Consider the following 14,013-nt stretch of genomic DNA (forward strand, 5'->3'; position numbering starts at 1 on the left):
ATGTTGAGGATAACGCGAGGGGGGAGACCTGATGACATCTGGACTCGATGCTGACGCCGGTGTCTCCGGCAACACAAGGCGGCCAGGAAGCCGAAGAACGCACACCACCGCCGACAGCGGAAGGCAGCGCCTTGCGCGCCGCGCCTCACCCGCGATGCCGATGGCGGGGGCGCAAGACATAATGCGGATTATACGATACGAGCCGCACCTCGCAGCGGGAACGGGCGCTGTCGTTACCCGGCGAGCTTCGTATAATCCCCCGCATTATGTTGAACGGCTGACCGGCCAGCCGCCGGGGTGACACGGAGCACCGCCGCACAACGCGGGCCGGGCGGACGTTTACCCCCGCCCGCGATGCCGCCTGACGGCAGTCAGCCCGCCGGGCTGTCTGCCGAACCCGCTCCGCCGCACTCGACCGGAGAGCGCTAACTTTTGGGGCTGTCCGGCCACACGGGCGTGTCGTCCGGCTCCGGGGTGTCCGGCTGCTCCGCCGCTATCAGGTCGGCCAGCAGCCCGGTTTCATCACTGTCCGACTGCTCCGCCGGATGCGTCGAGGCATGAACCGCCTGCAACGCCCGGATGCTCACCTGCGTGTAGATTTGCGTGCTCTCCACGCTCGCATGGCCCAGCATCGCCTGTATCCACCGCAGGTCCGCCCCGTTCTCCAGCATTTGCGTGGCCATCGCGTGCCGGAACAGGTGGCAGCTTCCCCATTTCGCTATCCCCGATGCCCTGATGTAGTGACTCACCAGATTGGTGATGCCGTTCGGCGTCAGTCCCTCGACACCATCCAGGGCCACGAACAGTGCCGGGCAGTGCGGGTTCACCAGCAGTTGCGGCCTCACCGCCTGCACGTAATACGTCAGCCAGCGCAGCGCCCGCTGCCCGACCGGGATAACCCGGTCTTTCTTCCCCTTGCCCTGCACGATGGTCACGATATGGCGGCTCGCGTCCACGCTGTACACCTCCAGCATCGCCACTTCACCCCGCCGTATCCCGGTTGACCACAGCAGCTCCATCAGCGCCCGGTCGCGGATGCCCTGCAACGTGGTCAGGTCCGGCAACGCCAGTACCTGCTCCACGTCCGCCACGCTCAGGATATGGCGCGGCAGCCGCTTTTCCAGTCGCGGCAACACCAGACCCGACGCCGGGTCGGCCAGCAGCAGATGATGCCGCGTCATCCAGCCGAACCACACCACCAGTGGCCCCAGCTGGCTGCGCTGCGTCCGGGTGCTCAGTGGCTCCCCGTTCGGCTTGCGGTACTGGTACAGATGGCGCTGGTAGTGCTCCAGTATCGGTAAGGTGATGTCCCGGCCATAGTGCAGCCCGCGCTCCGCCGCCCACAGGATGAACCGGTACTGATGATGGGTTTGCGTCTTCAGCGTCGTCTCCGACCAGTTCCGCTCCCGACGCCATGCCACGAACCTCAGCAGCAGCGCGTACAGGCTTTTCGGGTCGCTGGCCGGGCCGATGGGTTTTCGGTACACCTCATCCACCGTCAGCAGCGCATCGGCACGCGGTTTACGGTTGGCCATGCGTCACCCCCGCGCTCTCAACCGGCGTATCGCCGACCGCAGGCAGCGGCACGACAGGCGATATTTGTGTTCCCTTTCTTACTGCGTCTGACCCGGCCCCGACCACATCCGCCGTCAACCCTTGCCTTGTCTGGCCTGACGCCGGTTTTTCCACGTCAGACTTGCCCCGGACTTGAGGCAGACTTAAGCCGGACTTTTCCGCCTCCGGGCCAGACTTGCGCTCACTGCCTTCAGGCTCGTCCACCTCCAGCAGCCCGCACAGGTGCGGGTCATCGCCGGTGTTGCCATCCCACAGCAGCTCATACTGCAACAGGTGCCCCCGGCTGCCGCCGTGCAGCAGCAGGTATTCCATTTCAGCCAGCCGCAGACAGTGGTTCTTGAGCTGGCTGTCGCTCCAGTTGGTCCATGCCCGGATATCCCGCCGCGTGAACCGCACCTCACCGGGCTGGCAGCCCTGACGCTGCGCCTGTTCGCCCACCATCGCCTGTATCAGCAGCAACAGTTTCCTCGTCTGTGGCGGCATTTCATCCAGCGTCCGGCCCAGCACCTCGTGGGCCAGCTGATTGGCCAGCGCGATATCGCTTTTCTCCACCTCGATATACTCGATAACCTGCCCCCGGTGCGTTACCCGCTTCACCTCACGCAGGTATTGATGCAACAGCGCGATGGCCTGGATTAACGTCAGGTACTTCATATGGTCGCGCCGGGTGCGGGTTTTATCACTCAGGAACGTCAGCCGGTCGGCATACGGATTCACCACCTTCAGCGGGCGCAGCAGCCGCTGTGCGTTCTGGTGTAGCCGGGTCAGGTACTGTTTTTCTGATGACTGAAGCAGCCCGGCCAGCGTCTGACCGTGGCGTTGCATCGCGTGGATGGCCTGCGTCTGCTCTCTGGATTCGTTCACGGTGAGAACAAGGCAACGGTTCAGCAGCTCTTCATCCACGTCGCTGGCCGTGGTGGTCAGCATCAGCATCACCGGCCCCTGCACCTTGTATTCCCGCGTCACCAGCTCGCCGCTCTGCTCGTTCTTGCCGGTACTGGCGATTTTCAGCTCCCCGTCCGACTGCAACAGCTTGAGCGCATACGCCGCCTGCCTGACCCCTTCTTCTTCGGCTATCGCCAGTATCTTGTGCTGTAACGAGGGTTCACCAAGGTAATACAGGCTCTGCCCGGTCATCGCACTGTACTGGATACGCTCTTCTTCCGGCATCATCCCCAGCACCGCGTCCATCAGCGAAGATTTCCCCGCCGCCGAACTGCTCTGTATCAGCACGGCCAGCGGTTTATCCAGCTTGCGCGACGTCGCCGCCAGATACCCGGTCAGCAGATTGGTACTTTCCCCCACCACCCCGCAGGCCGCGAGGTCATTGATGATACGTTCAGCCAGATGGGGGGATTTCAGCAGTTCCAGTGCCGCCGCCTCGTCTTCCGCACTCACCGTGACCGCAGCGGTCGCGTCGGCCTGCTCCGACGCCTGCCGCTGACACTCCTGTTGCTGCTCCAGCATCAGCAGCACCCGGCCGCACTCGCGCTTGATGACCGACGCGTCACAGCCCAGCTCCGCCGCCGCCGCGCTCACATACCCCCTGACGCTGCCGCGAACTGTACAGGTCCAGCGAGTCCACATGCAGCGCGCCGGTTGACTCGTCCCGCACCTGCACGTTCACCTTCATCACCTCCTGTACGGTGTTTTTCTGCCAGCCGCGCACCCGCCAGACTCGCGGGCCGTGGGTCAGCAGCAGGTCGCCGGATGGGGTTAACTCGCCCGCCACCGTCGGTGCCGGTACGCCCGCCGGGGCGGCTAAGGAAGAAGGTTCACGCTCGCCACTCACCGGCATGTCACGGGAGAACACCACCCCCGGCCCGCTGCCCTGGCCCATCCATGCCGACTGCTCCAGTGCCAGCCCTAACGCGCTTTCCGGGTTGCCGCTGTTCAGTGCATAGGCATTCGCATCCAGCCCGGCGGGAACCGCACCCGCCATGCTTCGATACCGCACTCCAGCAGGTCCGCCGCCACCGACGCCGCGCCCCGGTCGCCTGCCTCGTCCCGGTCATAGGCTATCTGCACCCGCTTCACGCCGTGATACTGCAACGCCGCCAGATGGTCAGCGGTAAAGCCGTTGGCCCCGTACGCCGTGGTCACGTTGCGATAGCCCGCACACCAGAACGTCATCGCGTCGATCAGCGACTCGCACAGGATAAGGTCTGACGACGCCTTCAGCGCTTCCTCGTTCCACACCCCGGCCAGTGGCGACGGCAGATACAGGTGCTTCGGCGAGCCTTTGAGGATTTTGTGGTCCGGCTGCACCCGACGACCGTACAACTGCATCACCCGGCCTCGCTGGGCCACGCTCGCCGACTCCGACCAGCCGATAACCGGCATCACCACGCAGCCCCGGAAGTGGTCCTGCTTCGTGGCCGCGCGTAGCACCCCCAGCCCGGCCAGTTTCTCACGCAGCCGCTTTCCTTCCTGACTCGACGAAGACGGCAGCAGCCCCGCGCTGCCGCCGATACCGTGATGACCGGCGAACCCCAGCCGGAAGTGGCTCACCAGTTCAGGATGAGCCAGACCGCGACTGACCAGCCACTGCTGCGCCTCCGCGCTCGCCAGCAGGCTCTGGTGGTAGAACTGGATAACCTGATTCAGCAGCGCCTGACCGTCATCATCCAGGTCGGCGAGTTTGGTACGGGCCACCGCTGGCGAGGCGGGAACAGGGGCGGCGGCTAAAAAAGACGGATTACCGGCCAGCTCCCGCAACCGCAGCAGGGTTTGCGGATACGTCAGCCGCTCGGTGTGTTGCAGCCAGTCCAGCACCGACCCCGACGCCCCGCAGCCGAAGCAGTGGTACAGGTTCTTCGACGGCGTGATGACACAGGACGGCGTGTTCTCCTGATGGAACGGACAGCCGGCACACAACACTGTCCGCCCCCTGCTTTTTCAGTTGATGGCCCTGAGACTGCGCGACGGCCCGCAGCGACACCCCGCGTTTCAGTTGCTCCAGGCTCTGCCGGTGTCATCGTCCCATCACACCCTCCTGTAAAAAACCTGTCAATAGACATTGTAGTGTTTTAATATAGGGACTATAATGTGGTCAATAAGTCAAGCAGCTAAAAAGGGAGGCTTACAATGCAGATATCACTGTCACGCTGGTTCTGTGAGGAAGATATGCAACAGTTTGCTGCCCGACTGAAGGAGGCCAGAGAGGCCCGTAAGATGACGCAGGCCAGACTGGCCGAGCTGCTGGAAGTTGACCGCCGCGTTTATAACCGCTGGGAACGCGGTGCATCCGTTCCCCAGCTTGACGCCGTGGTCAGGATTGCACAGGTGTTGCAGACCAGCCTTGATTCACTGGTCGGGCTGGAGCCCATGACGCCGCCGCAAATCCACAACCCGCGTTTACAGGCACTGGTCACACAGATGGATTCGTTATCGGATGAAGAGAAGCAGGCGCTGATCGTCCTGATGGACAGCCTGCTTAAACGCTCGAAGATGACGCAGTTACTGACGTCGTAGAAGGGATTTGCTACAGAAGAGTCGATTTTTACCAGCGCAGAGCTACCGGGCTGCCACCCGATAACCCTGCTAACCACAAGCAACTAAACGAGGTAGTTACTATGGCTGTACGCGATGATAAGGCAATACAACGCATTTCCCAAGCCGAACGCTATGCACGCGCCCGCTTTCAGGCGGTGCCCCTGCAAGGGGCCTGGCTTACCGAAGCCGGCTTTACCGACGGGATGCCGTTAAAAATACGGGTCATGCCCGGCCGCATGGTCATCACCACCCAGAACACCCGCGAGCTGTGGCACTGTCTGGAAGGTCTCAGCATTGAACCCTTTGACCCGGACGCGGCGGCCAACTGGATCAAGCATTACCCCGGCGGCCTTAAGTTCGCCGAGTAACCACTCTCACCCCCGGCCCGCGCCGGGGTTTTTGTTTTAACTCGGGGGTGTCGGGGCGTGGCCCTGACCGGATGGTTTTGTCATTCCGTCGGCATGACGGTAATGACAAAACATTTCCTGTCCGGGTGGTTGAAGCTTTTTCGGGCAACCTCGCCGATCAGGTTCAAGGGCGACGGGGATGAAGGCGTAACTCAAAAGCTGACTGGTAAAAATGACTAATCCGGCAGGGCCGGGATCTTGCTCAAGGCTGGTAATCTTCATATTCCCAGGCAAAGACGCGGGAAAAATCTTCTGTGAGATCTCCATCCAGTCGTTACCTTCGCTCTGATCGTTATAGTCTGTGATGGTCTTTTTAATCTCATCCATATCGTATTTACGAACCAGCAACGTGTGCCGCATCAGTTCCGGCAACCATCGGTGCTTGCAGAGCCATTCAGGAGTACAGATAAGTAGCTGATAATCGCTGTCCACCTTCCTGAGCGGTCAGGGCCAATACATAAGTTAATCCACAGGCCAAAACAATCACCTTCTTCAGGCTTATAAGTTTCAGGGCTAAACTCCGCTGAGTTAACCCCAAGTTTTTAAGTATTCCTTTCACTGAGTAATCCCCATGTGACCATTACTAACTCTTTTACCATCTTTCAGCGTTTCGAAATTTGCCTGTACACCAGTTGGATTCAAATCTTGCGGTGTATTTGGCTTGGATGCAGGGAAGCGATATACCCTTGTGCCAGGTTTCAGCACTAACCCAACCTTTACCATCAGTAAGCAATCTGGAACCATCGCCAACCCATATTTGGCCTAATCTATCCGCCTCCTCCGCAGTTCCCATTCCTACAGAGAAGTTCGGGTTTGTTGTACCGCTACCTTAACAACTTCTGCCAGTCTCGGATCCTGCTTCGCAATATTGTTCAGGTTCTGTTGAACCAAATCATCTTTTAGACTCGAAGAAGCTGCCACGTTCTCCGCACCGCTCGACGGTTTACCTTCTGTCTGCGTGCTGCCTGCTCCCGGTTTTTCTGACGGTGCCGATGGTTTCACTCCCGGCGTTAATCCTTCATCCGCCGCTTTACCCGCTCCGATTCCGGCCAGACCACCGGCGATATACATCGCCCCATCTGGTAGCCCACCGCCGATTTCGCCGCCTCTTCACTCATCCCGGTGCGCATATACGCCGCAACCATACCGTTGAACAGTTCCGCGTCTGTTTCGCTTCCTCGCCGGTGCTCACCAGTAACTGCTGTATCTGCTGATAACCGTCCTGCGTTTCCTTCGGATTCTGATAGCCCAGATTTTGATAGGTCGCCTGTTTCTCCAGCGCATCCTGGCGGGCGGCGCTACAGGCTGAAGCACTGCCATCCATACAGGCTGCAACCAGTTCCTTACTGGTTTGCGCATCCTTACGATTCAGCGCATCACGCTCCTGTTTTTCCTGCTCGGTCAGGTTTTCTTTGTGATTGAGATACGTCTGGCGGCTCTTGTCCGTGCTGCTCAGATAGTTATTCTCCACAACAACGTCATCCGTTGCGAAGTCAGCCGCCGAACCCACTTTTTCCCTGTGCAGTCAGCCGGTTACAGCCGGTTTTCCCTGAGGCGTTTTGATACCCGGACACCGACGCCCCGATACGCGGTTTTGGCCCCCGACACGCTACCGCCCTGCCGGGGCTTTCGCCTGCAACCCCACGCATCATAGCAGCGGCGGCAGCCGCTGCCATCCGGTGTTGGGGGTTCGGTTTGGGGTTTCATCGCAACCCGTGACGGGGCCACAGCTTGCCTGTGGCACCGGCGCGGGGTCTGCCGGTGCGGACGGCACAGAGTCCGCAAGCGACGCCCTGCGGCGCTCTGTGGCTCCGACGGTTAAGGTGAAGAGGCACCTGCATGACCACGCCACACCGGGGCGGGGGCGAAGGCTGGCCGGCACGGGAACGAGCAAGGAGCCTGCGACTGCGAGCCGTGACGGACAGATGCAGCGGGCGGGCATGAAGCCCTTCAGCGGAGGCCCGACGGGCCGACTTCTTCTTTGGGGTGGATGTTGAGGATAACGCGAGGGGGGAGACCTGATGACATCTGGACTCGATGCTGACGCCGGTGTCTCCGGCAACACAAGGCGGCCAGGAAGCCGAAGAACGCACACCACCGCCGACAGCGGAAGGCAGCGCCTTGCGCGCCGCGCCTCACCCGCGATGCCGATGGCGGGGGCGCAAGACATAATGCGGATTATACGATACGAGCCGCACCTCGCAGCGGGAACGGGCGCTGTCGTTACCCGGCGAGCTTCGTATAATCCCCCGCATTATGTTGAACGGCTGACCGGCCAGCCGCCGGGGTGACACGGAGCACCGCCGCACAACGCGGGCCGGGCGGACGTTTACCCCCGCCCGCGATGCCGCCTGACGGCAGTCAGCCCGCCGGGCTGTCTGCCGAACCCGCTCCCGCCGCACTCAACCGGAGAGCGCTAACTTTTGGGGCTGTCCGGCCACACGGGCGTGTCGTCCGGCTCCGGGGTGTCCGGCTGCTCCGCCGCTATCAGGTCGGCCAGCAGCCCGGTTTCATCACTGTCCGACTGCTCCGCCGGATGCGTCGTGTTATTATAATAATGCAACGCCCGGATGCTCACCTGCGTGTAGATTTGCGTGCTCACCACGCTCGCATGGCCCAGCATCGCCTGTATCCACCGCAGGTCCGCCCCGGTCTCCAGCATTTGCGTGGCCATCGCGTGCCGGAACAGGTGGCAGCTTCCCCATTTCGCTATCCCCGATGCCCTGATGTAGTGACTCACCAGATTGGTGATGCCGTTCGGCGTCAGTCCCTCGACACCATCCAGGGCCACGAACAGTGCCGGGCAGTGCGGGTTCACCAGCAGTTGCGGCCTCACCGCCTGCACGTAATACGTCAGCCAGCGCAGCGCCCGCTGCCCGACCGGGATAACCCGGTCTTTCTTCCCCCTTGCCCTGCACGATGGTCACGATATGGCGGCTCGCGTCCACGCTGTACACCTCCAGCATCGCCACTTCACCCCGCCGTATCCCGGTTGACCACAGCAGCTCCATCAGCGCCCGGTCGCGGATGCCCTGCAACGTGGTCAGGTCCGGCAACGCCAGTACCTGCTCCACGTCCGCCACGCTCAGGATATGGCGCGGCAGCCGCTTTTCCAGTCGCGGCAACACCAGACCCGACGCCGGGTCGGCCAGCAGCAGATGATGCCGCGTCATCCAGCCGAACCACACCACCAGTGGCCCCAGCTGGCTGCGCTGCGTCCGGGTGCTCAGTGGCTCCCCGTTCGGCTTGCGGTACTGGTACAGATGGCGCTGGTAGTGCTCCAGTATCGGTAAGGTGATGTCCCGGCCATAGTGCAGCCCGCGCTCCGCCGCCCACAGGATGAACCGGTACTGATGATGGGTTTGCGTCTTCAGCGTCGTCTCCGACCAGTTCCGCTCCCGACGCCATGCCACGAACCTCAGCAGCAGCGCGTACAGGCTTTTCGGGTCGCTGGCCGGGCCGATGGGTTTTCGGTACACCTCATCCACCGTCAGCAGCGCATCGGCACGCGGTTTACGGTTGGCCATGCGTCACCCCCGCGCTCTCAACCGGCGTATCGCCGACCGCAGGCAGCGGCACGACAGGCGATATTTGTGTTCCCTTTCTTACTGCGTCTGACCCGGCCCCGACCACATCCGCCGTCAACCCTTGCCTTGTCTGGCCTGACGCCGGTTTTTCCACGTCAGACTTGCCCCGGACTTGAGGCAGACTTAAGCCGGACTTTTCCGCCTCCGGGCCAGACTTGCGCTCACTGCCTTCAGGCTCGTCCACCTCCAGCAGCCCGCACAGGTGCGGGTCATCGCCGGTGTTGCCATCCCACAGCAGCTCATACTGCAACAGGTGCCCCCGGCTGCCGCCGTGCAGCAGCAGGTATTCCATTTCAGCCAGCCGCAGACAGTGGTTCTTGAGCTGGCTGTCGCTCCAGTTGGTCCATGCCCGGATATCCCGCCGCGTGAACCGCACCTCACCGGGCTGGCAGCCCTGACGCTGCGCCTGTTCGCCCACCATCGCCTGTATCAGCAGCAACAGTTTCCTCGTCTGTGGCGGCATTTCATCCAGCGTCCGGCCCAGCACCTCGTGGGCCAGCTGATTGGCCAGCGCGATATCCGACCGCTCGACCTCGATGTATTCGATAACCTGCGCCCGGTGCGTTACCCGCTTCACCTCGCGCAGGTATTGATGCAACAGCGCGATGGCCTGGATTAACGTCAGGTACTTCATATGGTCGCGCCGGGTGCGGGTTTTATCACTCAGGAACGTCAGCCGGTCGGCATACGGATTCACCACCTTCAGCGGGCGCAGCAGCCGCTGTGCGTTCTGGTGTAGCCGGGTCAGGTACTGTTTTTCTGATGACTGAAGCAGCCCGGCCAGCGTCTGACCGTGGCGTTGCATCGCGTGGATGGCCTGCGTCTGCTCTCTGGATTCGTTCACGGTGAGAACAAGGCAACGGTTCAGCAGCTCTTCATCCACGTCGCTGGCCGTGGTGGTCAGCATCAGCATCACCGGCCCCTGCACCTTGTATTCCCGCGTCACCAGCTCGCCGCTCTGCTCGTTCTTGCCGGTACTGGCGATTTTCAGCTCCCCGTCCGACTGCAACAGCTTGAGCGCATACGCCGCCTGCCTGACCCCTTCTTCTTCGGCTATCGCCAGTATCTTGTGCTGTAACGAGGTTTCACCAAGGTAATACAGGCTCTGCCCGGTCATCGCACTGTACTGGATACGCTCTTCTTCCGGCATCATCCCCAGCACCGCGTCCATCAGCGAAGATTTCCCCGCCGCCGAACTGCTCTGTATCAGCACGGCCAGCGGTTTATCCAGCTTGCGCGACGTCGCCGCCAGATACCCGGTCAGCAGATTGGTACTTTCCCCCACCACCCCGCAGGCCGCGAGGTCATTGATGATACGTTCAGCCAGATGGGGGGATTTCAGCAGTTCCAGTGCCGCCGCCTCGTCTTCCGCACTCACCGTGACCGCAGCGGTCGCGTCGGCCTGCTCCGACGCCTGCCGCTGACACTCCTGTTGCTGCTCCAGCATCAGCAGCACCCGGCCGCACTCGCGCTTGATGACCGACGCGTCACAGCCCAGCTCCGCCGCCGCCGCGCTCACATACCCCTGACGCTGCCGCGAACTGTACAGGTCCAGCGAGTCCACATGCAGCGCGCCGGTTGACTCGTCCCGCACCTGCACGTTCACCTTCATCACCTCCTGTACGGTGTTTTTCTGCCAGCCGCGCACCCGCCAGACTCGCGGGCCGTGGGTCAGCAGCAGGTCGCCGGATGGGGTTAACTCGCCCGCCACCGTCGGTGCCGGTACGCCCGCCGGGGCGGCTAAGGAAGAAGGTTCACGCTCGCCACTCACCGGCATGTCACGGGAGAACACCACCCCCGGCCCGCTGCCCTGGCCCATCCATGCCGACTGCTCCAGTGCCAGCCCTAACGCGCTTTCCGGGTTGCCGCTGTTCAGTGCATAGGCATTCGCATCCAGCCCCGGCGGGAACCGCACCCGCCATGCTTCGATACCGCACTCCAGCAGGTCCGCCGCCACCGACGCCGCGCCCCGGTCGCCTGCCTCGTCCCGGTCATAGGCTATCTGCACCCGCTTCACGCCGTGATACTGCAACGCCGCCAGATGGTCAGCGGTAAAGCCGTTGGCCCCGTACGCCGTGGTCACGTTGCGATAGCCCGCACACCAGAACGTCATCGCGTCGATCAGCGACTCGCACAGGATAAGGTCTGACGACGCCTTCAGCGCTTCCTCGTTCCACACCCCGGCCAGTGGCGACGGCAGATACAGGTGCTTCGGCGAGCCTTTGAGGATTTTGTGGTCCGGCTGCACCCGACGACCGTACAACTGCATCACCCGGCCTCGCTGGGCCACGCTCGCCGACTCCGACCAGCCGATAACCGGCATCACCACGCAGCCCCGGAAGTGGTCCTGCTTCGTGGCCGCGCGTAGCACCCCCAGCCCGGCCAGTTTCTCACGCAGCCGCTTTCCTTCCTGACTCGACGAAGACGGCAGCAGCCCCGCGCTGCCGCCGATACCGTGATGACCGGCGAACCCCAGCCGGAAGTGGCTCACCAGTTCAGGATGAGCCAGACCGCGACTGACCAGCCACTGCTGCGCCTCCGCGCTCGCCAGCAGGCTCTGGTGGTAGAACTGGATAACCTGATTCAGCAGCGCCTGACCGTCATCATCCAGGTCGGCGAGTTTGGTACGGGCCACCGCTGGCGAGGCGGGAACAGGGGCGGCGGCTAAAAAAGACGGATTACCGGCCAGCTCCCGCAACCGCAGCAGGGTTTGCGGATACGTCAGCCGCTCGGTGTGTTGCAGCCAGTCCAGCACCGACCCCGACGCCCCGCAGCCGAAGCAGTGGTACAGGTTCTTCGACGGCGTGATGACACAGGACGGCGTGTTCTCCTGATGGAACGGACACCGGCACACAACACTGTCCGCCCCCTGCTTTTTCAGTTGATGGCCCTGAGACTGCGCCACGGCCCGCAGCGACACCCCGCGTTTCAGTTGCTCCAGCTCTGCCGGTGTCATTCGTCCCATCACACCCTCCTGTAAAAAAACCTGTCAATAGACATTGTAGTAGCATATATAGGGGACTATAATGTGGTCAATAAGTCAAGCAGCTAAAAAGGGAGGCTTACAATGCAGATATCACTGTCACGCTGGTTCTGTGAGGAAGATATGCAACAGTTTGCTGCCCGACTGAAGGAGGCCAGAGAGGCCCGTAAGATGACGCAGGCCAGACTGGCCGAGCTGCTGGAAGTTGACCGCCGCGTTTATAACCGCTGGGAACGCGGTGCATCCGTTCCCCAGCTTGACGCCGTGGTCAGGATTGCACAGGTGTTGCAGACCAGCCTTGATTCACTGGTCGGGCTGGAGCCCATGACGCCGCCGCAGATCCACAACCCGCGTTTACAGGCACTGGTCACACAGATGGATTCGTTATCGGATGAAGATCAGCAGGCGCTGATCGTCCTGATGGACAGCCTGCTTAAACGCTCGAAGATGACGCAGTTACTGACGTCGTAGAAGGGATTTGCTACAGAAGAGTCGATTTTTACCAGCGCAGAGCTACCGGGCTGCCACCCGATAACCCTGCTAACCACAAGCAACTAAACGAGGTAGTTACTATGGCTGTACGCGATGATAAGGCAATACAACGCATTTCCCAAGCCGAACGCTATGCACGCGCCCGCTTTCAGGCGGTGCCCCTGCAAGGGGCCTGGCTTACCGAAGCCGGCTTTACCGACGGGATGCCGTTAAAAATACGGGTCATGCCCGGCTGCATGGTCATCACCACCCAGAACACCCGCGAGCTGTGGCACTGTCTGGAAGGTCTCAGCATTGAACCCTTTGACCCGGACGCGGCGGCCAACTGGATCAAGCATTACCCCGGCGGCCTTAAGTTCGCCGAGTAACCACTCTCACCCCCGGCCCGCGCCGGGGTTTTTGTTTTAACTCGGGGGTGTCGGGCGTGGCCCTGACCGGATGGTTTTGTCATTCCGTCGGCATGACGGTAATGACAAAACATTTCCTGTCCGGGTGGTTGAAGCTTTTTCGGGCAACCTCGCCGATCAGGTTCAAGGGCGACGGGGATGAAGGCGTAACTCAAAAGCTGACTGGTAAAAATGACGATCCCGGCGCGGGGCCGGGATCTTGCTCAAGGCTGGTAATCTTCATATTCCCAGGCAAAGACGCGGGAAAGCTTCTGTGCGATCTCCATCCAGTCGTTACCTTCGCACTGATCGATATAGTCTGTGATGGTCTTTTTAATCTCATCCAGATCGTATTTACGAACCAGCAACGTGTGCCGCATCAGTTCCGGCAACCATCGGTGCTTGCAGAGCCATTCAGGAGTACAGATAAGTAGCTGATAATCGTGTCCACCTTCCTGATCGTCAGGGCCAATACATAAGTTAATCCACAGGCCAAAACAATCACCTTCTTCAGGCTTATAAGTTTCAGGGCTAAACTCCGCTGAGTTAACCCCCAAGTTTTTAAGTATTCCTTTCACTGAGTAATCCCCATGTGACCATTACTAACTCTTTTACCATCTTTCAGCGTTTCGAAATTTGCCTGTACACCAGTTGGATTCAGATCTTGCGGTGTATTTGGCTTGGATGCAGGGAAGCGATATACCCTTGTGCCATCAGCACTAACCCAACCTTTACCATCAGTAAGCAATCTGGAACCATCGCCAACCCATATTTGGCCTAATCTATCCGCCTCCTCCGCAGTTCCCATTCCTACAGAGAAGTTCGGGTTTGTTGTACCGCTACCTTTAACAACTTCTGCCAGTCTCGGATCCTGCTTCGCAATATTGTTCAGGTTCTGTTGAACCAAATCATCTTTTAGACTCGAATAAGCTGCCACGTTCTCCGCACCGCTCGACGGTTTACCTTCTGTCTGCGTGCTGCCTGCTCCCGGTTTTTCTGACGGTGCCGATGGTTTCACTCCCGGCGTTAATCCTTCATCCGCCGCTTTACCCGCTCCGATTCCGGCCAGACCACCGGCGATATACATC

At 61.0% G+C, this 14,013-nt stretch carries 10 protein-coding genes and 2 pseudogenes; 4 read left to right on the forward strand and 8 right to left on the reverse strand.

The genetic code is table 11. The annotated features are described in order from the left end of the window. Nucleotides 1-425 precede the first annotated feature (425 nt). Complete coding sequence (gene xerC / locus O1Q98_RS02570; protein WP_278142782.1) at nt 426-1,535, reverse strand: site-specific tyrosine recombinase XerC; 1,110 nt, start codon at nt 1,533-1,535, stop codon at nt 426-428. Continuing rightward, nucleotides 1,522-4,553, reverse strand: a pseudogene (locus O1Q98_RS02575) (CHC2 zinc finger domain-containing protein). The gene xerC (O1Q98_RS02570) and the pseudogene O1Q98_RS02575 overlap by 14 nt, the downstream one beginning before the upstream one ends. A gap of 109 nt (nt 4,554-4,662) precedes the next feature. Between O1Q98_RS02575 and O1Q98_RS02580 the strand changes: the two are divergent. Both O1Q98_RS02580 and O1Q98_RS02585 read left to right on the forward strand, forming a co-directional pair. After that, complete coding sequence (locus tag O1Q98_RS02580; protein ID WP_278142784.1) at nt 4,663-5,049, forward strand: helix-turn-helix transcriptional regulator; 387 nt, start codon at nt 4,663-4,665, stop codon at nt 5,047-5,049. 101 nt (nt 5,050-5,150) lie between these two features. Further along, nucleotides 5,151-5,438: a SymE family type I addiction module toxin gene (locus O1Q98_RS02585; RefSeq protein WP_278142786.1), complete on the forward strand. Its 288-nt coding sequence runs from the start codon at nt 5,151-5,153 to the stop codon at nt 5,436-5,438. 36 nt (nt 5,439-5,474) lie between these two features. Here the strand turns inward: O1Q98_RS02585 and O1Q98_RS02590 are convergent, their stop codons facing one another. The 5 genes and pseudogenes from O1Q98_RS02590 to O1Q98_RS02610 form a co-directional block, all read right to left on the reverse strand. Then, on the reverse strand, nt 5,475-5,909 hold the full coding sequence (locus tag O1Q98_RS02590) for an Imm8 family immunity protein (RefSeq protein WP_278142788.1): 435 nt from the start codon (nt 5,907-5,909) through the stop codon (nt 5,475-5,477). 363 nt (nt 5,910-6,272) lie between these two features. Beyond that, on the reverse strand, nt 6,273-6,548 hold the full coding sequence (locus O1Q98_RS02595) for a hypothetical protein (RefSeq protein WP_278142790.1): 276 nt from the start codon (nt 6,546-6,548) through the stop codon (nt 6,273-6,275). A gap of 43 nt (nt 6,549-6,591) precedes the next feature. Further along, a complete protein-coding gene (locus tag O1Q98_RS02600) occupies nt 6,592-6,948 on the reverse strand; it encodes a DUF6862 domain-containing protein (protein ID WP_278142792.1) in 357 nt (118 codons plus the stop codon). Between the two features lie 945 nt (nt 6,949-7,893). Next, a pseudogene (gene xerC / locus O1Q98_RS02605) lies at nt 7,894-9,004 on the reverse strand (site-specific tyrosine recombinase XerC). Further along, entirely contained in the window at nt 8,991-12,029 is a 3,039-nt protein-coding gene (locus O1Q98_RS02610; RefSeq protein ID WP_278142793.1) for a CHC2 zinc finger domain-containing protein, read from the reverse strand. The pseudogene xerC (O1Q98_RS02605) and the gene O1Q98_RS02610 overlap by 14 nt, the downstream one beginning before the upstream one ends. A 102-nt stretch (nt 12,030-12,131) precedes the next feature. Here O1Q98_RS02610 and O1Q98_RS02615 point away from each other — a divergent pair, with 102 nt between their 5' ends. Beyond that, a complete protein-coding gene (locus O1Q98_RS02615; RefSeq protein ID WP_125259359.1) occupies nt 12,132-12,518 on the forward strand; it encodes a helix-turn-helix transcriptional regulator in 387 nt (128 codons plus the stop codon). Nucleotides 12,519-12,619: 101 nt separating this feature from the next. Beyond that, nucleotides 12,620-12,907 carry a SymE family type I addiction module toxin gene (locus O1Q98_RS02620; protein WP_125259358.1) on the forward strand — a complete coding sequence of 96 codons (288 nt, stop codon included), beginning with the start codon at nt 12,620-12,622 and terminating at the stop codon, nt 12,905-12,907. Between the two features lie 242 nt (nt 12,908-13,149). Here O1Q98_RS02620 and O1Q98_RS02625 read toward each other — a convergent pair whose 3' ends face one another. Further along, entirely contained in the window at nt 13,150-13,503 is a 354-nt protein-coding gene (locus O1Q98_RS02625; RefSeq protein ID WP_125259357.1) for an immunity 8 family protein, read from the reverse strand. Nucleotides 13,504-14,013: the final 510 nt, after the last annotated feature.

Origin of the sequence: Dickeya lacustris, assembly GCF_029635795.1 — a bacterium.
GTDB classification, from domain to species: domain Bacteria; phylum Pseudomonadota; class Gammaproteobacteria; order Enterobacterales; family Enterobacteriaceae; genus Dickeya; species Dickeya lacustris.

Excerpts from the sequence above, each read along its gene's own strand:
- xerC (WP_278142782.1), bottom strand. The coding sequence starts at position 1,535 with ATGGCCAACCGTAAACCGCGTGCCGATGCGCTGCTGACGGTGGATGAG.
- O1Q98_RS02580 (WP_278142784.1), top strand. The coding sequence starts at position 4,663 with ATGCAGATATCACTGTCACGCTGGTTCTGTGAGGAAGATATGCAACAG.
- O1Q98_RS02585 (WP_278142786.1), top strand. The coding sequence starts at position 5,151 with ATGGCTGTACGCGATGATAAGGCAATACAACGCATTTCCCAAGCCGAA.
- O1Q98_RS02595 (WP_278142790.1), bottom strand. The coding sequence starts at position 6,548 with ATGTATATCGCCGGTGGTCTGGCCGGAATCGGAGCGGGTAAAGCGGCG.
- O1Q98_RS02610 (WP_278142793.1), bottom strand. The coding sequence starts at position 12,029 with ATGGGACGAATGACACCGGCAGAGCTGGAGCAACTGAAACGCGGGGTG.
- O1Q98_RS02615 (WP_125259359.1), top strand. The coding sequence starts at position 12,132 with ATGCAGATATCACTGTCACGCTGGTTCTGTGAGGAAGATATGCAACAG.
- O1Q98_RS02620 (WP_125259358.1), top strand. The coding sequence starts at position 12,620 with ATGGCTGTACGCGATGATAAGGCAATACAACGCATTTCCCAAGCCGAA.